Annotated in this window: 25 protein-coding genes; 11 read left to right on the top strand and 14 right to left on the bottom strand. The window is 56.6% G+C overall.

Going from position 1 to position 22,693, the window contains the following annotated elements:
- Positions 1-89 precede the first annotated feature (89 nt).
- On the top strand, positions 90-1,475 hold the full coding sequence (locus ACIP1X_RS11370) for a J domain-containing protein (RefSeq protein ID WP_400752024.1): 1,386 nt from the start codon (positions 90-92) through the stop codon (positions 1,473-1,475).
- A 17-nt stretch (positions 1,476-1,492) separates the two neighbouring features.
- Here the strand turns inward: ACIP1X_RS11370 and ACIP1X_RS11365 are convergent, their stop codons facing one another.
- Positions 1,493-1,906, bottom strand: coding sequence for a VOC family protein (locus ACIP1X_RS11365; RefSeq protein WP_400752021.1), 414 nt, complete (start codon positions 1,904-1,906; stop codon positions 1,493-1,495).
- 231 nt (positions 1,907-2,137) lie between these two features.
- On the opposite strand from ACIP1X_RS11365, the gene ACIP1X_RS11360 reads away from it, so the two are divergent.
- Both ACIP1X_RS11360 and ACIP1X_RS11355 read left to right on the top strand, forming a co-directional pair.
- Positions 2,138-3,220, top strand: coding sequence for a bifunctional transcriptional activator/DNA repair enzyme AdaA (locus ACIP1X_RS11360; protein ID WP_400752018.1), 1,083 nt, complete (start codon positions 2,138-2,140; stop codon positions 3,218-3,220).
- Between the two features lie 38 nt (positions 3,221-3,258).
- Entirely contained in the window at positions 3,259-3,873 is a 615-nt protein-coding gene (locus tag ACIP1X_RS11355) for a DNA-3-methyladenine glycosylase family protein (RefSeq protein WP_400752016.1), read from the top strand.
- Between the two features lie 125 nt (positions 3,874-3,998).
- On the opposite strand, the gene ACIP1X_RS11350 is transcribed toward ACIP1X_RS11355, so the two are convergent.
- A complete protein-coding gene (locus ACIP1X_RS11350; RefSeq protein WP_053120960.1) occupies positions 3,999-4,439 on the bottom strand; it encodes a DUF3995 domain-containing protein in 441 nt (146 codons plus the stop codon).
- 95 nt (positions 4,440-4,534) lie between these two features.
- Here ACIP1X_RS11350 and ACIP1X_RS11345 point away from each other — a divergent pair, with 95 nt between their 5' ends.
- Both ACIP1X_RS11345 and ACIP1X_RS11340 read left to right on the top strand, forming a co-directional pair.
- Positions 4,535-4,924 carry a DUF2946 domain-containing protein gene (locus ACIP1X_RS11345; RefSeq protein ID WP_212545913.1) on the top strand — a complete coding sequence of 130 codons (390 nt, stop codon included), beginning with the start codon at positions 4,535-4,537 and terminating at the stop codon, positions 4,922-4,924.
- Positions 4,925-5,018: 94 nt separating this feature from the next.
- Positions 5,019-7,151 (top strand): TonB-dependent receptor, encoded by a 2,133-nt coding sequence (locus ACIP1X_RS11340; RefSeq protein ID WP_400752013.1) that lies wholly within the window; start codon positions 5,019-5,021, stop codon positions 7,149-7,151.
- A gap of 99 nt (positions 7,152-7,250) precedes the next feature.
- Here ACIP1X_RS11340 and ACIP1X_RS11335 read toward each other — a convergent pair whose 3' ends face one another.
- The 3 genes from ACIP1X_RS11335 to ACIP1X_RS11325 form a co-directional block, all read right to left on the bottom strand.
- Entirely contained in the window at positions 7,251-8,267 is a 1,017-nt protein-coding gene (locus tag ACIP1X_RS11335; protein ID WP_400752010.1) for an ABC transporter substrate-binding protein, read from the bottom strand.
- Between the two features lie 127 nt (positions 8,268-8,394).
- Entirely contained in the window at positions 8,395-8,592 is a 198-nt protein-coding gene (locus ACIP1X_RS11330; RefSeq protein ID WP_053120968.1) for a hypothetical protein, read from the bottom strand.
- A complete protein-coding gene (locus ACIP1X_RS11325; RefSeq protein ID WP_053120970.1) occupies positions 8,589-9,038 on the bottom strand; it encodes a hypothetical protein in 450 nt (149 codons plus the stop codon). The genes ACIP1X_RS11330 and ACIP1X_RS11325 overlap by 4 nt, the downstream gene beginning before the upstream one ends.
- 423 nt (positions 9,039-9,461) lie before the next feature.
- Here ACIP1X_RS11325 and ACIP1X_RS11320 point away from each other — a divergent pair, with 423 nt between their 5' ends.
- Both ACIP1X_RS11320 and ACIP1X_RS11315 read left to right on the top strand, forming a co-directional pair.
- Complete coding sequence (locus ACIP1X_RS11320) at positions 9,462-9,713, top strand: hypothetical protein (RefSeq protein WP_400752007.1); 252 nt, start codon at positions 9,462-9,464, stop codon at positions 9,711-9,713.
- 49 nt (positions 9,714-9,762) lie between these two features.
- Complete coding sequence (locus ACIP1X_RS11315; protein ID WP_053120972.1) at positions 9,763-9,999, top strand: DUF2789 family protein; 237 nt, start codon at positions 9,763-9,765, stop codon at positions 9,997-9,999.
- 6 nt (positions 10,000-10,005) lie between these two features.
- Here the strand turns inward: ACIP1X_RS11315 and ACIP1X_RS11310 are convergent, their stop codons facing one another.
- The 3 genes from ACIP1X_RS11310 to ACIP1X_RS11300 all read right to left on the bottom strand — a co-directional run bounded on the left by ACIP1X_RS11310 (position 10,006) and on the right by ACIP1X_RS11300 (position 12,558).
- On the bottom strand, positions 10,006-10,209 hold the full coding sequence (locus ACIP1X_RS11310; protein ID WP_053120974.1) for a hypothetical protein: 204 nt from the start codon (positions 10,207-10,209) through the stop codon (positions 10,006-10,008).
- Positions 10,210-10,322: 113 nt separating this feature from the next.
- Positions 10,323-11,546 (bottom strand): methyl-accepting chemotaxis protein, encoded by a 1,224-nt coding sequence (locus ACIP1X_RS11305; RefSeq protein ID WP_400752075.1) that lies wholly within the window; start codon positions 11,544-11,546, stop codon positions 10,323-10,325.
- A gap of 607 nt (positions 11,547-12,153) precedes the next feature.
- Positions 12,154-12,558, bottom strand: coding sequence for a TraR/DksA family transcriptional regulator (locus ACIP1X_RS11300; protein ID WP_007907888.1), 405 nt, complete (start codon positions 12,556-12,558; stop codon positions 12,154-12,156).
- A 577-nt stretch (positions 12,559-13,135) separates the two neighbouring features.
- On the opposite strand from ACIP1X_RS11300, the gene ACIP1X_RS11295 reads away from it, so the two are divergent.
- From ACIP1X_RS11295 to ACIP1X_RS11280, 4 genes are all read left to right on the top strand, one after another.
- Positions 13,136-13,741, top strand: coding sequence for a glutathione S-transferase (locus tag ACIP1X_RS11295; RefSeq protein WP_400752005.1), 606 nt, complete (start codon positions 13,136-13,138; stop codon positions 13,739-13,741).
- Positions 13,742-13,743: 2 nt separating this feature from the next.
- Positions 13,744-14,847: a DNA alkylation repair protein gene (locus tag ACIP1X_RS11290; RefSeq protein WP_400752002.1), complete on the top strand. Its 1,104-nt coding sequence runs from the start codon at positions 13,744-13,746 to the stop codon at positions 14,845-14,847.
- Positions 14,848-15,414: 567 nt separating this feature from the next.
- A complete protein-coding gene (locus ACIP1X_RS11285) occupies positions 15,415-16,884 on the top strand; it encodes an OprD family outer membrane porin (RefSeq protein ID WP_400752001.1) in 1,470 nt (489 codons plus the stop codon).
- A gap of 136 nt (positions 16,885-17,020) precedes the next feature.
- Positions 17,021-18,484 carry an agmatine/peptidylarginine deiminase gene (locus tag ACIP1X_RS11280; protein ID WP_400751998.1) on the top strand — a complete coding sequence of 488 codons (1,464 nt, stop codon included), beginning with the start codon at positions 17,021-17,023 and terminating at the stop codon, positions 18,482-18,484.
- Between the two features lie 166 nt (positions 18,485-18,650).
- On the opposite strand, the gene ACIP1X_RS11275 is transcribed toward ACIP1X_RS11280, so the two are convergent.
- From ACIP1X_RS11275 to ACIP1X_RS11250, 6 genes are all read right to left on the bottom strand, one after another.
- Positions 18,651-19,052, bottom strand: coding sequence for a hypothetical protein (locus ACIP1X_RS11275; protein ID WP_400751995.1), 402 nt, complete (start codon positions 19,050-19,052; stop codon positions 18,651-18,653).
- A 225-nt stretch (positions 19,053-19,277) separates the two neighbouring features.
- Complete coding sequence (locus ACIP1X_RS11270; RefSeq protein WP_400751992.1) at positions 19,278-19,937, bottom strand: DUF2931 family protein; 660 nt, start codon at positions 19,935-19,937, stop codon at positions 19,278-19,280.
- 11 nt (positions 19,938-19,948) lie between these two features.
- A complete protein-coding gene (locus ACIP1X_RS11265; RefSeq protein WP_400751990.1) occupies positions 19,949-20,602 on the bottom strand; it encodes a DUF2931 family protein in 654 nt (217 codons plus the stop codon).
- Positions 20,603-20,609: 7 nt separating this feature from the next.
- Complete coding sequence (locus ACIP1X_RS11260) at positions 20,610-21,263, bottom strand: DUF2931 family protein (RefSeq protein WP_282357407.1); 654 nt, start codon at positions 21,261-21,263, stop codon at positions 20,610-20,612.
- Between the two features lie 81 nt (positions 21,264-21,344).
- Positions 21,345-22,028: a DUF2931 family protein gene (locus tag ACIP1X_RS11255; RefSeq protein WP_400752072.1), complete on the bottom strand. Its 684-nt coding sequence runs from the start codon at positions 22,026-22,028 to the stop codon at positions 21,345-21,347.
- Positions 22,015-22,671: a DUF2931 family protein gene (locus ACIP1X_RS11250; RefSeq protein WP_400752069.1), complete on the bottom strand. Its 657-nt coding sequence runs from the start codon at positions 22,669-22,671 to the stop codon at positions 22,015-22,017. The genes ACIP1X_RS11255 and ACIP1X_RS11250 overlap by 14 nt, the downstream gene beginning before the upstream one ends.
- Positions 22,672-22,693 lie beyond the last annotated feature (22 nt).

Genomic DNA, 22,693 nt, shown 5'->3' with positions numbered 1-22,693 from the left:
TTCCCCGGGCCAAATAAGTGGCGGTTAGCTACCATAGTAAGAGACCAGTCGTCTCGGCACTTCTTTACCTGAGTTACAAGGATCGTTCGATGCAATATGAGAAAGGTGACCCTAAGGGGTATTACGCAGTATTAGGGATAACTACGAACGCTGGTGTTGAGAATATCAAATCAGCTTATCGCCGACGGGCCATGCAACTGCACCCGGATCGAAATCCAGGAACCGATACGACAGGGCAGTTTCAGTTATTGAATGAAGCCTACGCCATCCTTTCGGACAAAACGTCTCGGACTGAATACGACCGATTCGAAGCAGAGAAGGAAGCCGAAACACCCGCCGTCCCTGAACCGATCGTATGCTCCAGCTGCGGCAAGGTTTCGGCACAACCAAGGATGGTCGTATTCCGGTCAGTCAAAAGCTTTCTGGTCGTGACGATGCGCAAACCCATTGCGGGAGTGTTTTGTAGTGAGTGCGCACAGAAACAATCGCTAAAGGCTTCAGCGACGAGTTGGCTGCTTGGTTGGTGGGGCTTTCCTTGGGGGCCAATCTATACGGTTCAAGCCTTGATCAGCAACATGTTTGGTGGCACTCATCCGCCACTGGAAAATGCCAAAATGCTGGGTTATCAAGCGTATTACTTCTACGCGACCGGGCGCCCGGATCTGGCACAATCCATTGCAGAAAGTGCAATTAAGTACTGCAAAAAAATCCCAGGTTCCCAAGCCCGAAAAAGCCCGCCAGAGATTGAAAGAGACAACCTGATCGGTAACCTCGAAAATTTCCTGGCTGCGTTGAAGATTGATAGCAAGAACAACCAACTTAAGAGCAATTGGGGACTGCTACACCGCCGATTTTTTGTACATTTTGGTTTAATTAGCTTAGTAGCCGGGGGAATTACTTTTGCAATAATTAACTCACCCGAGTCTAGTTACTCTCCTCCGCGCGGGCCAATGCCCTACGCCAGTCAATCATCGGCTCCGCTTTTGAGCGATGGGAAATCAAATTCACAACACCCCGTATCTGGACTGAATATCCAAAAGGGAACGCCAAAGAAAGCGCTATACGTACGCCCAAAAGCTACACCCAATGGACGCCCTTGGCCTGTCGTTGCTGCTTACCTGCCTGGGGAACTCCAAACGCACACCGCCGGCCATTCAGAGGTCACAATAGACAATGGTCAAAACAACGCTGATGTGCAGCTCAAACTTGTTTCGCTGGATGGCAAAACCGCCAGACCGGCCCGCCAGATTTTCATTCCTGCGCATAGTCAGTTCACCATCAAGAACCTGACACCCGGATCTTATGATGTGCGGTATCGAGACCTTACCTCCGGCAATCTTTCTCGCTCAGAATCTATGCGACTAACCGAAACGTCCAGCTCTAAGGGCATACGCTATAGCGCTGTAACGCTCACACTTTACAAAGTCGCGAATGGCAACACTTCGACTTACGGACTATCAGAGGATGAGTTTTAATCGGTCAACTTTTAGGTTTACGCCTCGGACGGGCCTTTGAGTTCGACCTGATTGCCATCCGGGTCGAAGCAGTACAGTGAGAGGCCTTTGCCTTCAGCGCCGAAACGCGATTCGGCTTTGGCCACGGTCAGGCCGAAGGATTGCAGATGTTCGGTCAGCGCCACTTCATCGAACGGTTCGATGCGCAGGCAGAAGTGATCGACGTTACGCCGCTCGACCCCGGCCGCCCCGCCGCCCTTGCGGCCGAGTTCGCCTTGCAGGTCGACGAGGTCGATCATTGAGGTGCCGGCGCGCAGATGGATCAGGCCCAGCGGCTCGTTGCGCTTGACCATCTCGGCGCCGAAAACCTGGCCGTAGAAATCGATGCTGCGTTGCAGATCCTCGACGCGCAGGACGATGTGATCGATGTGATGAATGGAAAACGGATGCATAACTCAACGCCTCACACAGTGTAGGAGCTGCCGAAGGCTCGGGCCGCGTTCGGACGATCTTTTGATCTTTGGACGCGGAGCGTCCGCGGCTGCATTCCCACGCAGAGCGTGGGAACGATCAAGAACGCGGCCCGAGCCTTCGGCAGCTCCTACACGGTAGTTCAGGCGATGTGGAAATTCACTGTCGATTTTTCGGTGGAGCCATCGACAATCTGGTTTTACTCTCAAGCCATGAACATACAAACCGCTGTCCTGCCGCCCCACGCCGAAATGGTTCGCGCCATGCTTGAACGCGACACTGCCTATGAAGGCGTGTTCTTTACGGCCGTGAAAACCACCGGGATTTTCTGCCGCCCCAGTTGCACGGCGCGCAAGCCGAAACCGGAGAACGTCGAGTTTTTCGCCCATGCCGATGAATGCCTGTCGGCCGGTTATCGCGCCTGTCTGCGCTGCAAACCGCTGGACGCCGCCGCCATTGCGCCGGACTGGGTGCAGACGCTGCTCAAAGCAGTCGAAGCTGATCCCGAGGTGCGCTGGAGCGATGCACAACTTCTCGCTGCAGGCATCGAACCGCTGAAGTTGCGGCGCTGGTTCAAACAGCATTTCGGCATGACCTTCCATGCCTGGCTGCGCACGCGTCGATTGGGCATGGCGTTGGGCGGGATCAAGCAAGGCACGTCGATTGATCACGCCGCGTTCGACTCGGGCTATGAATCGCTCAGCGGTTTTCGTGATGCGTTTCAGAAGTCATTCCACATCACGCCGGGGCGTGCGGCGCAGAGTGAACCGCTGCTGTTCACCCGCCTGACCACGCCACTGGGACCAATGATCGCCATGGCCGAACGTCGTGGACTGGTGTTGCTGGAGTTTCTTGATCGCCCGGCGTTGACCCGCGAAGTCGAGGAATTGCAGAACCGCTACGGCTATGCGGTCGTGCCGGGACACAACGGGCATCTGCAGCAGATCGAACAGCAACTGGCGGCGTACTTCGCCGGCACACTCAGCGAATTTACCGTGGCGCTGCATTTGCCCGGCAGCGAGTTTGCCCGGCAGGTCTGGGCGGCGCTGCGGCAAATTCCCTACGGGCAGACCAGCACCTACGGCACCATCGCCGCCGCGCTGGGCAAACCCGGCGCGAGTCGCGCGGTGGGCCTGGCCAACGGACACAATCGTTTATCGATTGTGGTGCCGTGTCATCGGGTGATCGGCGCGGATGGCTCGCTCACCGGCTATGGTGGAGGACAGCCGCGCAAGGCATTTCTGCTCAGGCTGGAAAACGCCGCGGTACAGCTCACGCAACCCTTGGCTTTCTGACCCATTGATTCATCAACACGAAGGGATATTTGAAAAGCATGCCCGCCTATCAAGCAGCCAGCGAATTTCTGGCCGCGCTCGATGAAGACTGGCAGCGACACATCGCCGCTGTCGGCCCTTGCCTGCATCAACCGCATCCGGCGCGTGATCCGTACGAGTCGCTGGTGCGCGCGATCGCCTATCAGCAACTGCACGCCAAGGCTGGGGATGCAATTGTCGGGCGGCTGGTGGGGTTGTTTGGCGGAGAGTCCTTTCCGCGCCCCGAGCAAATCCTCGCGACCGATTTTGATCGAATGCGCAGTTGCGGCTTTTCGGGCGGCAAGATCGCGACCATTCAAGGCATCGCCCAAGCCACGCTGGACGGTGTGGTGCCGGATTACGCGACGGCCCTGGCGATGGACGATGAGGCGCTGATCGAACGCTTGATCAGCCTGCGCGGGGTCGGTCGCTGGACGGTGGAAATGCTGCTGATCTACAGCCTTGAACGCATGGACATTCTGCCGGCGGACGACTTCGGCGTGCGTGAAGGTTATCGGCGCTTGAAAAGCCTCGACGTACAACCGACACGCAAACAGATGATCGACATCGGCCAAGCCTGGAGCCCACACCGCACAGTCGCCGCATGGTACCTATGGCGCGTGGCCAAACCTTGAACCTCACCACAATCCCGTAGGAGCAAAGCTTGCTCGCGAAAGCAGTCTGTCAGCCGATCAAATTGTTGAATTTCAGACCGCTTTCGCGAGCAAGCTCTGCTCCTACAAGGGCTTTCGCATTCGGCTTAAACCCAGGCAACAGCCAGCAATCCCGCGCCAAGCACCACGCACAACGGCGAATACACCCACGTATCAAGCCGTGAAAACCGTGAGCCTTTGACCTCTTTGAAAAACCCCACCAGGTTCGAATCACCAATCGCCCGGGCGAACAGCAACAGCGCAATCGCGCTGATCCCCCATTGCAGCGACCAGTGATGCACCGGCGCGAAGCCCCAACCCACGCGCATACACACCAGCGCCGCAATCACCAACAGCGCCGCCGCGACCAGCAACGTGATCCAGCCGGAAGGTTTGAACGCCGGGCGCACCGTCGCCACCAAACCTTGCACCGGCACTTGCGGCACGGCCGCCACCGCCGCCCATTGCCCGCCCAGCGCCCAGTACACATGCACCAGGGCGATCACCGCAAAAACCGTCACCAGCCATTGAGCCAACACAAAGGTCATGGTCGAGAATCCTTGGAAAGGGATTTGAACAAATCATCCTAGTTGGCATTTTTTGAAGTGCACGACCGATCGGCGGTACGGTAAAGTGCCGCCCCATGAAATTCTCCCGTACCGATCGCTCACTGCTGGCCTGGATGCTCTATTGCTGCGTCCTGTTCAACGTGTTCGCCTGCAGCATCGGTCACGGACAAATGGTCGGCATGCAGCTGAACGGTATCGGCGGCCAGTTCTGTACGGTCGACCCGGCCACGCAAGCGCCAATCGCCAGCAACCCCACCGAAGAAAAACTGCCGACCCTGTCCAAGGCGTTCGGCTGTCCGCTGTGCTCGGTCGGCGGCGGCATGGGCCCGGCGTTCAACTCCAGCCTGACCCTCGCCGTTCTGCCGGAGCAACACAGCCCACCGCTGGCGCCCATCGTCAGCGCCGACCTCCCTGCCCGCTTCACCTGGCCCTCGGCCAACCCTCGCGCCCCACCGCTCGCCTGAGTGTTTCTGCCTTTTTTTGATCTGTCAGCCCACTGCGCCAACGCGCGGCGTGTGCCTGTGCGCTGACGCCTAGACAAGCATTCAGGATTCAATGATGAAACAACTCACTTTGCTGGCGAGCCTGTGCGGCTGCCTGTCCGTCAACGTCTGGGCGCAATCCACCGTGGATCTGGCGCCCATCACCATCGATGGCGAGTCCGGCGTCGAACCGGGCCTGAGCCTCGACCAGTCCAGCGGCATGGCCTCGCGCCTCGGCCTCAGCCTGCGCGACACCCCGGCCTCGGTGGCCATCGCCAACCGCAACGACATCGAGCGCCACGGCGCGCAGAACTTCCAGGACGCCGCCAACACCCTGCCCGGCGTCAATGCCAGCGCGCCGCCGGGTTTCGGCGGATTCGTCTCTTATCGCGGCTTCACCAGCAGCCAGATCACCCAGATGTTCAACGCCATCAACGTCTCCGGCGGTCTCGCCCGACCGGTGGACGCGTGGATCTACGACCGGGTTGAACTGGTCGGCGGTCCGTCGTCGCTGATCAACGGCGCAGGCTCGGTCGGCGGTTCGCTGAACTACGTGACCAAACTCGCCACGCGCGATGAACAAGCTATCGAAGGCCGGGTCAGCTACGGCACTTACGACACCACCGAAACCGCGTTCGGCCTCAACCATGCCCTGACCGAGCCGAGCGCCAACATCCAGCACTACGCCCGACTCGACGTCAGCCACAACACCAGCAACGGCTACATCGACCGCCAGGAACGCGATGCCTGGAGCGTGGCGTTCTCGTTGCTCAGCGACCTGACGCCGGATCTGTCACATACGTTGGCGCTGGAATACCAGGACGAGCACGAGGACAGTCCGTATTGGGGAACCCCAGTGCTCAATCCCAAGGCCGGCGAGCTGAAGATCGACAAACACAACCGCTTCAACAACTACAACGTCGAAGATGGTCGCTACGAGCAACGAACCATCTGGGTGCGCTCGATCATCGACTACCGCATCAACGACAGCACCACCCTGCGCAACACGCTGTATCACCTCGACAGCCAGCGCGATTACCGCAACCTCGAAACCTACCAGTACAACGCCGACAACACGGCGGTGAACCGCTCAACCGCGTATCAAGTGCGCCATCAGGGCGAGCAGAACGGCAACCAGTTCGAACTGCGCCACGACAACACGCTCTTGGGACTTGAGACGACGTGGTCGGGCGGTTTCGAATACAAGGTCAACCAAACCACCAACTACCCGCTGAACGTCAAAGGCGCAAGCACGGTTGATCCGAACAACTACCGGCCGGGGCATTTCTACGACATACCCGGCACTAACCCGGCGTTGATCAGCGACAAGACCAACGAGGTCACCACCAAAGCCTTGTTCGTGGAAAACCGCTTGGCGTTGACCGACAAACTGTCGCTGCTCACCGGTCTGCGTTATGACGACATCGACCTCGACGTGACCAACCACCGAGTGGTGACAGCCGCTAATCCCAAGCACCTTAAACGCAGCTGGGAACCGCTCACCGGACGCGCCGGCCTGACGTACCAGTTCATCCCGTCGGCCAACGTTTACGTGCAATACAGCACCGCCGCCGAGCAACCGAACGGCACCCAGGACTTCGACGTCTCGACGGGCAAGCAATGGGAGATCGGCAGCAAGTTCGATTATCTGAACGGGCGCGGTTCGGCGACGCTCGCGGCGTATACGATTGAGCGCAAAGACTTTGCCGTGACCGATCCACTGGATCCGACTAGCAGCATTCCGGTGGGCCAGCAAACGTCGAAAGGCATTGAGATCGCCAGTTCGCTGCGGATCACCGACAAGCTGTTGGCCGAAGGCAACTTCGCCTGGGTCGATGCGCAGTACGACGATTTCACCGAGAAAAACGCTGCCGGCGTGGTGGTGTCGCGCAAGGGCAACACGCCGACCAACGTGCCGGATCGGGTCGGCAATCTGTGGCTGACTTATGATTTTTCGCCGCAATGGCAAGGTGGGGTTGATGCGCGGTATGTGGCGTCGGTGTTTGCTGATACGGCCAATACGATGACGGTGCCGTCGTATACGTTGTTCGGCAGCTTCCTCAGCTACAAGGTCGATTCGCACACGACCGTGACCGGGCGGGTGCGCAATTTGACCAATGAGGTGTATGCCGAATTTGCGCATGTGTCGCCGGCGTATTACCTCGGGACGCCGCGTACCTTTGAATTGGCGGTCGCTACTAAATTTTAAGAGCTTCGCGAGCAAGCCCGCTCCCACACTGGATATGTGTCGTTCACAAAACCAATGTGGGAGCGGGCTTGCTCGCGAAGAGGCCCGCCGCCAAAACCTCTATTTCAGATCAGCCGACACCTTATCCGCCACATCCTTCGGCAACCAGGCCTGCCACACATCCGGATGCGCCTTCATAAACGCCACCGCCGCTTCCCGTGGCGCCGTGTGTTTCTCGCTCATCTCGGCCAACGCCTTGTTCAACGGCTCAATCGGGAAATCGACCTTGCTGAAGAACTCAGTAATCTGCGGATACTGTTTCTGGAACGGCGTCGACACGCCAATCGACAGCTTCGAAGCCAGCGAACGGGTCGGTTTTGGATTGGGATTATCAGCATCCGTCAGCGTCTTCCACGCTTCGGCATCAAACGCCGGCTCTTCCAGTTGCACCAGTTTGAATTTGCCCAGCAGCGGCGTCGGCGACCAGTAGTAGAACAACACCGGCTTACCGCGACGAATCGACGAACTGATTTCGGCATCCAGCGCCGCGCCCGAACCACTGCGGAAATTGGTGTAGTCGTCCTGCAACCCGTACGCCGTCAGCTTCTGCTTGTTGACCACTTCCGAGGTCCAGCCGATCGGGCTGTTGAGGAACCGGCCCTTGCTCGGGTTTTCCGGATCCTTGAACACGTCCTTGTATTTTTTCAGGTCACTGACACTGCGCAAGTCCGGCGCCAGCGGCTTGATGCCTTTGGCCGGATCACCCTTGATCACGTATTCCGGCACCCACCAGCCTTCGGTGGCGCCTTTGACGGTATCGCCGACGCTGACCACTTTGCCTTCCGCCTCAGCCTTGACCCACACCGGACTGCGCCCGGCCCACTCCTCGCCAATGACCTGAATGTCATTGTTGGCCAGCGCGGTTTCCAGCGTGATGGTGGTGCCGGGCAGCGTGTCGGTCGGCAGCCCATACCCCTTCTCGACGATGATGCGCAACACATCGGTGATCAGGCTGCCGCTTTCCCAGTTCAGGTCAGCGAAATGGATCGGCGTCTCGGCCGCCATCACCGCTTGCGCCGACGTCAGCATCCCGAATGTCGCCACGCTGGCGGCCAATAACCGTCGAAATCCGTTCATCTATTACCCCTCGTGCTGTTCACAGCATTGGCAGGATGGCCTGACAGAAGACCGCAAGCCTCTGAATACTCAGTCAACTGACTGTAGCCGAGGTTCCAGTGTTTTCAGGTAGATGATCCGGTCGAGGTTATGTTTCAGATTTTTCCTGCAAGCTTTGTAGCTCGCGTCTGACCATGGCGGCGTATTCCGCAGGCCGCAAGGTGTAGATCTGCGACGCCACCCAGCCCAGCCAGGCGCCCTGCATTGGCGCCTTCGCCGCGTACAAACGCTGGGCTTCCTCGCGCGCCGTGTCGAGGTTCTGCGAGTGGAAATCCGCCCGGCTCACTCGCTGGCCTTGAAGGTCACCAGTTCGCCTTTGCGCCATTTGGCGGCTTTGGCGGTGACGGCTTTCAGCGTTTTGGTCAGGCCTTCCTGCAGTTGCTCATTGGCGGCGAACACCGTGACTACGCTGTGGCCTTCTTTGAACAGAATCGCCTGGCCATCGGCCGTCGTGACAAAGGCGTAGTCGCCCAAGCCATAGACCGTCAGTTTGATTTCGCGAAAACGGATGTCCATCTTGCCGCCTTCACGACTGGGCAAGACCGACGCACTGAAATGATCGCCAACCTTGAGCTTGAGCCCGGGTTTGTCATCGACCACCAAGGCACTTTCGGTGTCGATTTCGGCGACGTAAATGCCTTCGGCGCTCTGCTCGGTGATGTAAACAAAACGCGATTGAAACAGCTTGACCAGCTTCGCGCGCAAATCACCCAGCACGAACAAAGCATGCATATCGAGGTTACTGACTGCCAAAGAAACATCCCCACATCTGAAAAAGCCGCACACGGAAAACGCGCACGGCAAAAAAACGGCCAGGCCGACAGTGTTGCCAAATAACTCAAATAAAAGTCCGAAGCGAGCAGACAGCTCATCGTTCGCGAGGTTCTTAGACTACTGGAATGTCACTCGCGAAACTTGCCTCAACTGTCGCCAGAGCTTGAAGGAAAAATCCTCAGTGGCCGACAGATAAAACTGACTACGAACTTTAGGGAAAATTCTCACGAAAAAAAGCACTTTTCCGACATATCGCAGCTGAAAAATTGCTTTAGATAACCCCCGTCGTCAACAGGTATTGGCGATTCTAGAGCAGCAATGCTCATTACGACTACCCGAAACGACCTGTAAATAGGGGTCGAACGATGAAAAGGACTTCATATGTGCACTCTAACTCACTTTGCCCTGCCCTCTGATGCACGCGCCACATCGCCGCTGATCCTGCGTATCGCCACACCAGATGATCAGACACCTCGTTTTCAAGCGGTACCGGCTGGCAACTCGTTTTTTCACATCAAGGAAAAATCGACGGGTCGTGTAAGAGGTTTCCGCGAAGACCATAACGAAGCCTGTGCGCTAGCCCGATCACTTGAATCGAAAATCGAACTCCTGGCGAACGACTGCCTCAGATAAAGAGAGTGTTCGATTGCGTCACCCCGGCGCCCACACCAAGGAGCATACGATGGAACTGACAGCAAACAATCTGACGACCCTGTTCGACCAACTGGGATTGCCTTCGGAAGGCTCCGCTATCGACGATTTCATCGAGGCCCATCCGCTGCCTGCGGACGTCAAATTGATCGACGCCGACTTCTGGTCGCCACAACAAGCGCAATTGCTCAAAGAATGGTTACGTGCCGACGGCGATGAAGCGGTCATGGTCGATGAGTTGAACGTACGCCTGCACCGCGGCAAGTAAAACCGATCAGTGCAGGCTGTCACCCGCCTTGGCTTGTAATTCTGCAAGCCATGCGGCCTTGCACTCTTCCGCTTCATCGCGACTGGCGAACGCGGTGCCGCGCCGCTCTCCATTCAATAACACCACCCAGCAGACGCTTTGCCCCATCGCGCGCAAACCCTCGGGGACACCGCTGCCGATCATCACGGCGACATCAACTCTGCACTGCATGCTGACCTCCCAAAATCATTAGCTAGCTAACTACGTAGTTAGATTAATGGTTTTCAACGGGAGGAAACAGCAACGGCCGTGCACAGATTCATTGCAGCAAAGGTAACAATCGCTCAGCGCGCACCTTCGGGTTTATAGCCCAGACGCAAACCGCCCCAATGCCGGCCCTTGATCATGATCGGCACCGACAGGTCATGCATCAACTCGCCGGTATCGCGGGTATAGGTCTGCAACAGCACCGGTTGCTGATGGCTACCGCAGCGAATCCCGGTGCGATCGGCAAACTTGCGTTTGGTGCGATTGTTAAGCGCATCGACCTGCGCATCGCCAGTTAACGGCTTGCTGAATGCCTGATTGTGCGTCGGCACATAGCCCTGTTGCGTGCAGGCAATGGCGAAGACCAGCCCTTCGTGACGCGGCAGCAACGGCTCCTGAATCGCGGGCAGCACCTGATCGGTGTAGCGATCGAAACGGGTCTGAAATTTCGCCGGTTGAGTATTCGGGATCGGTTGATACTGGCGATCAAACAGATCCTCCAGACTGACCCGGCCCTGATCTACATCGGCCTCAAATTGCGCAGCAATCCGATTGGCGCCTTCGCGCGCCAGGTCGTAGATACGCTGGTGATAGTCATCGAGGCCGACTTCGGCGAGCCGTTCGCTGATGGTTTCCGCCTGCCCTTCCATCTGCACGGCGGCGTCGGCGAGGCGGCGGGTCTGTTGATCGCTGATCGCCAGATCGCTGCGCATTTGCTCGATAGCCTTAAACAGGCTGTCGAGTTGCTCGCGGTTGGTTTCCGCGCCCCGGGCGATTTCGCCGACCTGGGTTTCCACGCCAGCGGCCAGTCGCGCGATGTTTTCCAGGTGCTGACCGGTGTGCTCGACCTGCTCGACGCCGGTGTGCAGGTCGCTGGACAGCTCGCGAATCTGCTCGACCACTTGCGCGGTGCGTTGCTGAATGTCGGCAACCATCTCGCCGACTTCGCCGGTTGCCGACGCGGTTCGCGCTGCTAATCCACGCACTTCGTCAGCAACGACGGCAAAACCGCGCCCGTGCTCGCCAGCGCGGGCTGCTTCGATGGCAGCGTTGAGTGCCAACAGATTGGTCTGGCTGGCGATGGACTGAATCACCAGCGTCACTCGCTGAATGTCATCGCTGCGCACGCTCAAGGCTTCGATCAGCTCGCGGCTGGCGTTGGCGCGTTGACTGAGTTGGTGCATGCGCGAGATCGAATCGAGCAATTGCGTGCGCCCGGCCGCACTGCTGTGATGGGCTTCGCTGGCAGCGCTGAGTGCTTCGCGGCTGAGTTGCGAGGTCGCGTGTTCAGTGGCGATCATCACTTCGGCGTTGCTGACGATTTGCGCGGCGGCATTCAGTTGCGATTCGAGCTTGCTCGCCAGCTCTTTCACCGAAAAGGCTACGCCGGCCGCCGACAAGGCGTTATGGCTGGTCGTGTAGGAAAGGTCGCGGGTCAGTTCAGAAATAGCGCTGCCGGAATCGGCAGGCTGTGCAGCGGGGACGGCTCGGGAACGCAGGCGCGGCAGCCAGACAATCAACACCGCCAGCGGCATTGCTAGGTACAGCGACCACTCACCCAGGGTCATGCCGGCCAACAACAGCATCAGGGCGATGCTTTGCAGGGTCGGTGCGAGCCAGCGGTTTTTCGGCAACAGCACTGGTGCAGGCAGAGCCCCAACCAGAGATCCATCTCTCGTCATATCATCACCCCACGCTTGTTTTCATTGTTGTAACTGCATTAAACGCCACTACAACGCCATTATCTATGGTCCCTTAGTCGTGGGGTCTTGCAGCAGGTCAATGAATCGGCGGGAAATGTTGCGGACGAGCAAAAGCAAAGATCGCAGCCCCGACATCTCCGTGTAGGAGCTGCCGAAGGCTGCGATCTTTTGCTGGCGACCCACATTCATGGGTCACCGCACGGCATCAAGCCTGACGCTGGTGCTTGTCGATCTGCTCGTGACGCTCTTGAGCTTCGATGCAGTACTTGGTGGTCGGGCTGATCAGCAGACGCTTCAGACCAATGGCCTCGCCGCTGTCGTCGCACCAGCCAAAACTATCTTCCTTGATGCGCTCAAGGGCTTGTTCCAGTTGCGGCAGCATGCGCTGGTCGCGATCGATCGCGTTCACCAGCCAAGTGCGCTCTTCTTCAACCGAAGCCGCGTCCGCCGGATCAGCCGGAGTGTCCAGGCTCTCGATGGCGATGCGATTTTGCTCAATGCGCTCGTGGGTTTCGACTTTCATGTTCTGCAACAGCTCAGAAAAAAAAGCGTGCTGCTCGGCATTCATGTAGTCATCTGCCGGCATGGCCAGCAACTTGTCCTTTGTCATTGATATCTCTATAAAAAAACGTGCATTAAGGCGAATTAGGGAGCGTTTCGGCAAACCGCGTGCGGCTGTCGAAAAGGCATCGTTTATTGCAAATGCCACCCGGCACTCAATTTACGAGGGGCGGCAGTCTAAGGCCGACTTGCGACCTCAGCAACAGAAAATCCAGCGAATTCGTCCGACAAAGCCCGGAAACTGCTCTGACACAGGCTTCATGGCGGTACTCGGAGTGCGTTTATAGCAAGAAATTCAATCCAGCGGCTGTATATAGAAGACAAACGGCTAACGAAGACCTGCGACCGATGACTCTCGACCGCCAGAGTTTTCATTCAGAACTGCCCTGTAGCCTTCGCATCCCCCCGGATTCAGGGGCGCTGCCGTCCATATAAAAGAACAGATCTGAAGGATTACCCATGTCCAGTACAGATCTGCACCAAACGCATCGCCAGCGACAGGCGCCCGCAAAGCGAGCGGACCAGGGTCGACGAAATTCACCAACAGGTCGGCTTCGACGACTGACAATTGCTTCAAGCTCGGCTAGGTTATGCCTTCCCACCGGTTCGACTTGAAGGAACGCGTCATGAAACTGATCGGCATGCTCGACTCCCCTTACGTGCGGCGCGTGGCGATCTCCGCCAAGCGCCTGGGCATCGCCCTCGAACACGAGTCGGTCTCGGTGTTCCGCCACTTCGAACAATTCCAGCAGATCAACCCGGTGGTCAAAGCGCCGACACTGATCCTCGACGACGGCGTCGTACTGATGGACTCCACGCTCATCCTCGACTACCTCGAAGCCGCCACCGGCAAAACCCTGCTGCCGAAAGGCCTGAGCCAACGCGCCCAAGCCCTGCGCCTGATCGGCCTCAGCCTCGCCGCTTGCGAAAAAGCCGTGCAGCTCTACTACGAACGCAACCTGCGCCCGGCCGACATCCAATACCAACCGTGGGTCGAACGCGTCGAAAGCCAACTCGCCGCCGCCTTCACCGCCGTCGAAAAACAACTTGAAACCTACCACCTGCCCACCGACGGCACGCTCGCCCAGGACGGCATCAGCCTCGCGGTCGCGTGGAGCTTCACCGGCCTCGTCGTGCCCGACCAGATCGACAACCACCGCTACCCGCGCATCGCCCAATACACCGCCTACGCGGAAAGCCTCGAAGCCTTCATCAACACCCCGATGACCTGACCATGAGCACAACCGACACCGCCGCACCCGCGCTCAAAGAAATCTTCAACGCCGAACGCCTGCAACACATCGCCGACGAAATGAGCGCGGTGTACCCCGCGTTCAAGGCCAAAGCGTTTCTCAACCATGCCAATCAAGGACTGGCCGAATTATCGGTGATGCAACGCATGGCCCGTGTCAGCGAAAGCCTGCACGCTGTTTTGCCGCTCGGGTATGAAGATTCCCTCGAAGTGTTGTTTGAACTTGCTCCGAGGCTGAATAGCGGATTCGTCAGCATGTGCCTGCCGAACTACGTCGCCAGCTATGGCGGACATGCGTTCGATACCTCGATGGAGGCGCTGAAGTACTTCACCACGTTTGGCTCTTCTGAATTCGCCATTCGCCACTTTCTGCGCAGTGACCTGGAACGCTCGCTGGAACTGATGCATGACTGGGCGCTGGATGAAAATCACCATGTACGTCGCCTGGCCAGCGAAGGCAGCCGCCCTCGCCTGCCTTGGTCGTTTCGACTGGAAGCGGTGCAGGCGAATCCGAATTTAGCGGCGGGGATATTGGATCGGTTGAAGGCGGACGAGAGTTTGTACGTGCGCAAGTCCGTGGCAAATCATTTGAATGATGTAACGAAGGAACATCCGGGTTGGGTGCTGGACGTGATTGAGGGGTGGTCGCTGGAGGAAAAGCATACGGCCTGGATTGCCAAGCATGCGTTAAGGAGTTTGATTAAGCAGGGGGATATGCGCGCGTTGGCGGTGATTGGTGCGGGGAAAAAGGCTGAGGTTGAGTTGATCGATGTGCGGGTTGAGCCGGGGGTGGTGCGGTTGGGGGATGCGATTGGTTTGTCGTTTTCGGTGAAGTCGACGGTGGCACATGAACAGCGGCTGGTGATTGATTATGCGATTGACTATGTGAAGGCGAATGGCGGGGTTTCGCGGAAGGTTTTTAAGTTGAAGGTGTTGGATTTGGTGGGGTTTGGGGAGGTGGTTGTGGGTAGAAGGCAGGTGATAAAGGATTTTACGACGCGGAAGCATTTTGGTGGGGTGCATGGGGTGTGGGTGATGGTTAATGGGGAGGTTTTGGGTGGTACTGAGTTCACGATCGTTGGTTGAGGAATACCTCGCGAGTCAGTGATTGCCCGGAAACAGCTCGTGAAGATGAATGTGTTGGTAGGGCTGCTTTCGGCCAATAGCTGCCGGTGGCGATAGTAAAAGCAACCCATAACCGATTTCTATTTCTTCCCTCGCTCTTAGCATCTAGGGCTGACCACACTGATAAGCTCACCTAATCAAATACCTGCAAAATCCATTGTTTGTTTGCCCGGTTTTTAGCCCGTAGCATTAGATATCACAAGCACCGGGGCAGCCTTCGTTGAACACAATGCCTTAACTCACATGCAGTACTTACGCAGTAAGGCCGACTTGAAAGCCGCCAGGAACCGCAGTCGGCCAACCCTTGCATAAATGGACTCAACGTCTTCATTTGCCACGACCGCACAATCGCATTGGTTGCCTGGTCTGGATGTTGTCTGCGCCCCCAATCAATTTGAAAAAAGCTTTTAAAACGCGGGCTTGCAAGCCTCGTCGGTACGTCTTCGGCTGCGCGGTCAAGCCGTGCGCCGAGCAACCACTCACCCCGAAAACAAGAAAAAACGAGGAGTAGTGTTGATGCAGATGCACATGAAAACGTTGAGCGTACCGGCATTGGCCATCGTCATCGCCGGTACGCAACCGGTCTTTGCCATTGACCAAGAGTTGGCCGGTGATAAAGACGAGCAGTCGACGGCAGGGCAGGATTTGGATCAGGCGCAGTCCAGAGGGTTTGTCGACGACAGTTCCCTGAGCCTCGAACATCGCTCCTACGCCTACTACGTGAACAACAAGAACAACAACAATGCGGTGGCCAACTTTGCCGAATCCGGCGTTGCTCAGAACACCAGCCAGAACTACATCAATGAATGGGCACAGGCGGTCATGCTCCGGTTTGACTCAGGCTATACGCAAGGCGTGATCGGCTTTGGTGTGGATGCCTTTGCCAATGGCGCGATGCGTCTTAACAGCGGAGCCGCCACAGGGGGCAGTCCGTTGTTGCCGGTCGACGGCAGTCATTGCAGCGCCTTGAGCGGCACATGCCAGGGACAAGCAGGCTATGGTCTGGCGGGCGGCGCGGTCAAAATACGGATGTCGCAAACCGAACTGAAGGCCGGTGATCTGATGCCGCAGAGCCCGGTGTTCGCCACGTGGGACGGCTACCTGATGCCGGCTCACGCCAGCGGCGTGATGATCAACAGTAAGGAGCTGAATAACCTTGTGTTGCAGGGTGGTCACTTCACCTCAGGCAATTCGGAAAACAGCAGTAATCGCGATGGCGATCTCGGCACCACCTATGGCACCACCCGAGTCGACAGTGCCGACTTTGCGGGAGCCGACTACGCCTTCAGCGAAATGCTCTCGGCGCGCGTCCATGTTGCCCGTTTCGAAGACGTGTGGCACCAGTATTTCCTTGAGTTGCAGCACACTCTGAGCCTAGATGACGACACCTCGATGCACAGCCGTTTCAATTACTACAAGACCAGGGATGCAGGCGATGCCATTGCCGGAGACATCGACAATGACGCTTTCAGCGTTGAGCTGGCGCTGACCCATGGTGCGCACACCCTGACTGTCGCTCATCAGCAGATCAACGGCGATACGCCCTTTGACTATTTGGCAATCAGCGGGCAGGGCGGCAACGAACGCCAAGGCGGTGCCTATAACGGTCAGGGTTCCATCTGGCTAACCAACGCCTCTGAATGGGCGGATTTCAACGCCCCCGGCCAGCGTTCTTATCGACTGCAATACGATCTGGACGCGAGCAGCTTCGGCATTCCGGGGCTGACCATTTCCACCCGTTACGTCAAGGGAACCGGTGGCGATGGCCGGCACTCCGACGCTGCCGGCGCCTATACACCCTATATCGACATGCAGGATGGCAGGGAGTGGGAGCGCGATGCCCAGGCAACCTATGTGGTGCAGGCCGGGCCGGCGAAGGATCTGTCCATCACCCTGCTGCAAGCCACCTATCGCGGTAACCGCGATGCAAGCATCAACTCGGGTGGGGATGTCGATGAAGTGCTGATCATTACGTCCTATCCGCTGGACATTATGTAAGTCGGATAGCCAAACGCAGCGACCCCCAATCGGGTAGCCGCCAATGACCAAAACAAACACAAAACCCCAACCGTGCATGGGTAAGAATTTGCCCGCTCTTGCCAGAACAACAGCAGTGAACAGGAGAACAAGATCGATGAGCAGCAGACGAAACGTGTTGAAGCTGATGGCTGGACTGACCATTCTTGGAAGCGCCGGTTCGGTCTGGTCTTCCCGAACGCTGGCTGCGCAAACCAAGGAAACGGCAGCAGGCGAGACCTGCATTGAGTCAACTCGTCCGGCTTCCACAACGTCCTTGCTGATGCCCGCCGAATGGTCTCACCAAAGTGCGACCTGGATGGCTTACGGCGCAACTCCCCATGCCTGGGGTGAGGAGCAGGAAACCCCTTTCGGCCGCGATTTGAGCAATAGTCGCTTCGTCGCACGACAGGACTTGATGCGCCTTGCTGCCAACTTGTCACGGTTTCAGGCGGTGTACATGCTGGTAGACACCGCGGCGGACGAGGCAGAGGCGCGCGGCTTTCTGGCGGAAATCACCGCGCAATCTTCGGCTAAAAACCAGTTTGGCGGCCAGCTTGATAATTCGGGACGGATCTATATCGGCAAAGTACGCAAACCGGCCGATCTACCGGCGATCAATACGTTCCCGATCACCTTTTTGCAAACTCATATCAACGATTTGTGGACTCGCGATACCGCACCGGTCTTCGTCAAGGATGCCGAGGGTAAGCTGTACGGGGTGGACACCAACTTTAACGGCTGGGGCCAGTGGCCAATCAGCACGGGGCTGTGCAATTGGGCCAAAGATCCGCAGAAGACCAGCAACGGCGTCATGGATCAGCCGGTCGACGGTGATAAGCACATTGCCAGTTTCATCCTCAAGAACAAGGGGATTGCGGGCGTGCCCACCTGGCTGACAATGGAAGGCGGTGGGCTGGAGGTCAACGGTGCAGGGCTCGCAGTGGCCATGGAGAGCTGCATCATCAACAACAACCGCAACCCGGGTAAGGACAAGGCGCAAATCGAAGCGGAGCTTGCGCGGGTGTTTGGTGTTGAAAAGATGCTGTGGATGCCGGGCGTCAAGGGTGAGGAACTGACCGACTGGCATGTGGACTTCACCGCTAAGTTCGCCTCACAAAACCAAATGGTTTTTGCTTTCGACCGGAATTTCGAGCCACAAGACAATCGAAATGAAATAGCCCTGAATGCGGCTGTGGCTGAAGTCAACGCCTTGCCTGAAGCGCTGAGGGCGAAATATCTGGGGCGCGCCGATGCAAAGCTGACGCTCCATCCGCTACCTCTGCCGCGAAGCAAGAAGATTTACCAGTCTTTCAAGGCGCGTAATGCTCAGCGACCCATTACCGAGCGCTCACTGGAAGAATTCATTGAAACCACCGCGCCAGGCTACGTCGGATACACCCATGGCAATGGCTGCATCATCATGGGACAGTTCGGCGATGCGGAGCGTGACCTGATTGCCTTCAATACTTTGCAGGGCCTTTATCCCGCTCATGTAGTCATCCAGATTTCCACGGACGGGCTGGCCAGTGGTGGAGGAACCATTCACTGCGCAACGCAGCAGCAACCGTCGATCAGCTAAACATGAGTCGTTTTCAAGTGATGGCCACAGGACAGATTTTATGACGCTTGAGCATGTCAAGTCTGAGGTCATTACTTGCATCGTGGATGACTGCTTATGGCCGAAAGCAGTCGTGCGTGAGTGGCAGCTATCGGTCAGAAGTGATCCTTCGGGAGTTCAGTAGGCCCTACTTCGAAAGCCCGGTAGCGCCGCCATTGACCTCACACAAAATTCTATCGAGTTCAGGCCTTGTCCACTTCTCCCAAGGAAATACGTTGCGGTCATCGCCGCTGTGCCAATACTCGCCTGCATCAAATGCCTGGTAGATAGAGAATGCCGGCTGGGGCATATCCGCGTGCAGGGACAAATCGACGATATCGCTGATGACAATATTCATCACCTCATCACAGTAATGAAAATCGCGGGCGCCCGTAATAAACAGTCTTGCTACTGAGATCGCCAATTGATTCAGAAGATCGCGACTGTCGATCTGCAGGTGCTCACACATAACACTTAATTTGGTATTTGGGTTTTTTTGAATGATCCCCAGTACGTAATCAAGGTTGGTATCACTAAGACCTGTGGCCATGGGATCAAAGTACCCGTGAATTCAGTTTTGCGATGGACTCAAGCAAAGCATGTCAGAAAACACATTGCCGGAGTTACTGCTGAACGTCCGCTTTGGTTCGAAAGCAGCTTCGGCCAAAAGAGGTCTCTTACGTTCAAAGCAAACGTTCAATCGCAAGAAATCGAAACCTTCTGCTTAATAAGATTTTGCGGCAATATTCGGGAAACGTACACTTTGGCCCTTCGGCTACCAACTCCCATAAGGGATGCCGTACTTCTCGATGTAACGCTTCGACTTTTCACTGACCGGATAAGCATAACGCCCTTCGTTCTTTCCTTGGCTCGGCCCCAGTGGCTCGATCTCGGCCTGCCCTCGCGCGACTTTAACCGGGTGATTACAAGAGTCTCTTACCCAAACCTGCACGACACCACCGGGTGCTAGACCTAAGTAGACCGATGCCATAGACCTTGCCTCTTGATCAGGGGCTCGTGGACAACGCTGGTTGACGGATTGCACCATCAACTGCCTGGCCTGCTCTGGAATATCTACCCAGGCTTGCCACGTTTTCTGTTCGACGATCGATTGCCAGCGAACCCATATCCGAACGGGCAAATCTGCCCCCACTACCCTCCTGCCACTGCCCCCTACTCCTCCAGTCCAACCCCGGGCTGACTCTGTCCCGTCCTCAGGCTCTCCCCCCGCAGCGGTGCCGCCGCCAACCTTTAAGAAAATCTTGCCATTAATGTCTTGCACAGAGCTGTTCTCCACCCAGACTTTCATATAGTCCGGCTCAGTGAACGCCAGCTCCCACCATTCAGATTTCGGGTCATTTTTCGCTGAAAGCGAATCAGCAGATTGGCAGCCAGTAATGAAAATCGCGCCTAGCAGATAAATAATTTTCTTCATTAATGTACGGCTCACCAACGCCCGTAAGGGATACCGTACTGGTCGATATAATGCTTGGCTTTTTCACTCACTGGATAGGCATAGCGACCACCGTTTTTCCCCTGCTCGGGACCTAGCGGTTCAATTTCACCCTGGGCTCGCGCCACTTTGATTGGCCGTCGGCATGAATCTCTTACCCACACTTGCACAACGCCGCCCGGAGCGAGCCCTAAATAGACTGAGGCCATGAAGCGCGCCGTTTTCTCTGGTGTATCTGGACAGCGCCGAGTAGTGGAGGTCACCATAATTTGTCGGGCTTCCTCGGGGATATCGACCCACGCCTGCCAGGTTTTCTGCTCTGCAATTGATTGCCAGCGGACATAGATACGCTCAGGTAGATCGGCACCCACCACTCTCTTCCCGCTACCACCCACTGCTGTCCAGCCCCGGGCAGTTTCCTTTCCGTTGTCAGGCTCTCCACCTGCCGCGGAGCCGCCACCAGCCCGGAAGTAAACCTTACCGGTAATGTCTTGAACAGAGCTGTTCTCCACCCATACCTTCATGTAGTCAGGTTCAGTAAAAACTAGTTCCCACCATTCGGATTTAGGATCGCTTTCGCCCGATAGCGGATCACTTGACTGACAACCAGCAATGAACAGAGCGCACAAAACAATCAATCGGGACATCAGCTACTTACCAGCTCCCGTACGGGACGCCGTACTTGTCGATATACCGCTTGGCCTTTTCACTGACGGGGTAGGCGTACCGCCCTTGATTCTTACCCTGACTCGGCCCCAAAGGTTCGATTTCAGCTTGAGCTCTAGCCACTTTGACCGGATGGTGACACGAGTCACGAACCCATACTTGTACGACCCCACCAGGAGCCAAGCCCAAATAAATCGACGCGATGAAACTAGCCGTCTGATTCGGGGTTTCTGCACAGCGCTGATTCACTGATGTATACATCAACTTCCTCGCCTCTTCGGGTATGTCCACCCAGACTTTGTAAGTTTGCGGCTCTACGATGGATTGCCAACGGACAAAGATTCGTTTCGGCAGATCCGCACCTACCACTGCTTTTGCGGAGCTACCCAAGCCATGCCAGCCACGTGCAGATTCAGTACCGTCTTCCGGCTCTCCTCCCGACGCAGTTCCTCCGCCAGTGCGCGAGAACAACTGGCCTTTGACGTCTTCTACGGCACTGTCCTCAACCCAGACTTTCATGTAACGAGGTTCTGTAAAGGCAAGCTCCCACCATGGAGATTTCGGATCGTTCTTTGCTGATAGAGGATCAGCATGACAACCCGCTACAGACGTCAGACAAAGCAGAGCCAAAAGAACTTTCATCACAAGAGCGTCCAATCAGGTACGTGGGGATGTTGTACGCGTATTCCATTCGGAGTGGGCGCGTTAATGTCCACCTAAGGATTACCAACTCCCGTACGGGATGCCGTACTTCTCGATGTAACGCTTCGACTTTTCACTAACCGGATACGCGTATCGTCCTTGGTTCTTTCCCAGACTTGGCCCCAAAGGTTCGATCTCGGCTTGTGCTTTAGCTACCTTGACAGGACGGTGACATGAGTCACGAACAAACACCTGCACGACTCCCCCAGGAGCCAATCCCAAATAGATAGAGGCGCTGTAGCTAGCCTGTTGCGTTCGCGTTTCTGGGCATCGTTGATTCACCGACGCAACCATCAATTGTCTTGCCTCTTCGGGTACATCTACCCAAACCTGATAGGTTCGCGGCTCAACGATGGACTGCCAACGCACGTAAATGCGTTTGGGCAAATCGGCTCCAGTCACAGCTTTTGTGGCAGCACCCACGGCGTGCCAGCCTCGTGCGGATTCTTTACCGTTTTCCGGTTCCCCACCTGCGGCAGTACCTCCGCCCGTGCGTCTGAATACCTTGCCGTTGATGTCCTCTACGGCACTGTCTTCGACCCATACCTTCATATAGTAAGGCTCGGTAAAGCCTAGTTCCCACCATGGGGACTTAGGATCATTTTTCGCTGAAAGTGGATCGGCAGTCTGACATCCACTAGTCAACAACACGCACAGCACCACGATGACATTTCTGATAAAGGAAATCGGATTACCAACTCCCATATGGAATGCCGTACTTGTCGATATAAAGCTGAGCCTTTTCGCTGACAGGGTAAGCATACTGCCCCCCGTTTTTACCCTGCTCCGGCCCTAGCGGCTCTAAGTCCGCTTGTGCTCGAGCGACTTTTACCGGACGTCGACACAAATCCCTCACCCAAACCTGCACAACGCCACCAGGTGCCAATCCCAAATAGACCGATGCCATGAAACGTGCAGTTTTATCAGGTGTTTCCGGGCAACGTTGATGGGTAGATGTCACCATCACTTGCCTCGCCTCTTCAGGGATATCCACCCATGCCCGATAGGTCTTCCGCTCTGGTATCGATTGCCAACGCACAAAAATACGTTTTGGAAGATCTGCGCCGATCACCGGTTTTCCAGTGCCGCCCACACCGATCCATCCACGCGCAGACTCTTTGCCGTCGTTCGGTTCCGCACCACTTGCGTTCCCTCCCCCTGCCCGAAAGTAAGTTTTGCCGTTGATGTCTTCCACGGCACTGTCTTCAACCCAGACATTCATAAAATCGGGTTTGATGAATGCCAATTCCCACCACCCGTATTTCGGGTCATTTGCGCCAGACGCTGATTCTCTGATCTGGCATCCCGCCAACAACAATCCGCCCAGCAATACCACGATTCCTTTCATTACCAGAGCATCCAATCTTGTT

The sequence above is a fragment of the Pseudomonas sp. NPDC088885 genome, from assembly GCF_044750025.1.
Classification (GTDB): Bacteria; Pseudomonadota; Gammaproteobacteria; order Pseudomonadales; family Pseudomonadaceae; genus Aquipseudomonas; species Aquipseudomonas rustica.
Note: the sequence above shows the minus strand (reverse complement) of the source record. Positions and strands in the feature narration are given on the sequence as shown.

Excerpts from the sequence above, each read along its gene's own strand:
- ACIP1X_RS11370 (WP_400752024.1), top strand. The coding sequence starts at position 90 with ATGCAATATGAGAAAGGTGACCCTAAGGGGTATTACGCAGTATTAGGG.
- ACIP1X_RS11365 (WP_400752021.1), bottom strand. The coding sequence starts at position 1,906 with ATGCATCCGTTTTCCATTCATCACATCGATCACATCGTCCTGCGCGTC.
- ACIP1X_RS11360 (WP_400752018.1), top strand. The coding sequence starts at position 2,138 with ATGAACATACAAACCGCTGTCCTGCCGCCCCACGCCGAAATGGTTCGC.
- ACIP1X_RS11355 (WP_400752016.1), top strand. The coding sequence starts at position 3,259 with ATGCCCGCCTATCAAGCAGCCAGCGAATTTCTGGCCGCGCTCGATGAA.
- ACIP1X_RS11350 (WP_053120960.1), bottom strand. The coding sequence starts at position 4,439 with ATGACCTTTGTGTTGGCTCAATGGCTGGTGACGGTTTTTGCGGTGATC.
- ACIP1X_RS11345 (WP_212545913.1), top strand. The coding sequence starts at position 4,535 with ATGAAATTCTCCCGTACCGATCGCTCACTGCTGGCCTGGATGCTCTAT.
- ACIP1X_RS11340 (WP_400752013.1), top strand. The coding sequence starts at position 5,019 with ATGAAACAACTCACTTTGCTGGCGAGCCTGTGCGGCTGCCTGTCCGTC.
- ACIP1X_RS11335 (WP_400752010.1), bottom strand. The coding sequence starts at position 8,267 with ATGAACGGATTTCGACGGTTATTGGCCGCCAGCGTGGCGACATTCGGG.
- ACIP1X_RS11325 (WP_053120970.1), bottom strand. The coding sequence starts at position 9,038 with ATGCATGCTTTGTTCGTGCTGGGTGATTTGCGCGCGAAGCTGGTCAAG.
- ACIP1X_RS11320 (WP_400752007.1), top strand. The coding sequence starts at position 9,462 with ATGTGCACTCTAACTCACTTTGCCCTGCCCTCTGATGCACGCGCCACA.
- ACIP1X_RS11315 (WP_053120972.1), top strand. The coding sequence starts at position 9,763 with ATGGAACTGACAGCAAACAATCTGACGACCCTGTTCGACCAACTGGGA.
- ACIP1X_RS11310 (WP_053120974.1), bottom strand. The coding sequence starts at position 10,209 with ATGCAGTGCAGAGTTGATGTCGCCGTGATGATCGGCAGCGGTGTCCCC.
- ACIP1X_RS11305 (WP_400752075.1), bottom strand. The coding sequence starts at position 11,546 with ATGATCGCCACTGAACACGCGACCTCGCAACTCAGCCGCGAAGCACTC.
- ACIP1X_RS11300 (WP_007907888.1), bottom strand. The coding sequence starts at position 12,558 with ATGACAAAGGACAAGTTGCTGGCCATGCCGGCAGATGACTACATGAAT.
- ACIP1X_RS11295 (WP_400752005.1), top strand. The coding sequence starts at position 13,136 with ATGAAACTGATCGGCATGCTCGACTCCCCTTACGTGCGGCGCGTGGCG.
- ACIP1X_RS11290 (WP_400752002.1), top strand. The coding sequence starts at position 13,744 with ATGAGCACAACCGACACCGCCGCACCCGCGCTCAAAGAAATCTTCAAC.
- ACIP1X_RS11285 (WP_400752001.1), top strand. The coding sequence starts at position 15,415 with ATGAAAACGTTGAGCGTACCGGCATTGGCCATCGTCATCGCCGGTACG.
- ACIP1X_RS11280 (WP_400751998.1), top strand. The coding sequence starts at position 17,021 with ATGAGCAGCAGACGAAACGTGTTGAAGCTGATGGCTGGACTGACCATT.
- ACIP1X_RS11275 (WP_400751995.1), bottom strand. The coding sequence starts at position 19,052 with ATGGCCACAGGTCTTAGTGATACCAACCTTGATTACGTACTGGGGATC.
- ACIP1X_RS11270 (WP_400751992.1), bottom strand. The coding sequence starts at position 19,937 with ATGAAGAAAATTATTTATCTGCTAGGCGCGATTTTCATTACTGGCTGC.
- ACIP1X_RS11265 (WP_400751990.1), bottom strand. The coding sequence starts at position 20,602 with ATGTCCCGATTGATTGTTTTGTGCGCTCTGTTCATTGCTGGTTGTCAG.
- ACIP1X_RS11260 (WP_282357407.1), bottom strand. The coding sequence starts at position 21,263 with ATGAAAGTTCTTTTGGCTCTGCTTTGTCTGACGTCTGTAGCGGGTTGT.
- ACIP1X_RS11255 (WP_400752072.1), bottom strand. The coding sequence starts at position 22,028 with ATGGGAGTTGGTAATCCGATTTCCTTTATCAGAAATGTCATCGTGGTG.
- ACIP1X_RS11250 (WP_400752069.1), bottom strand. The coding sequence starts at position 22,671 with ATGAAAGGAATCGTGGTATTGCTGGGCGGATTGTTGTTGGCGGGATGC.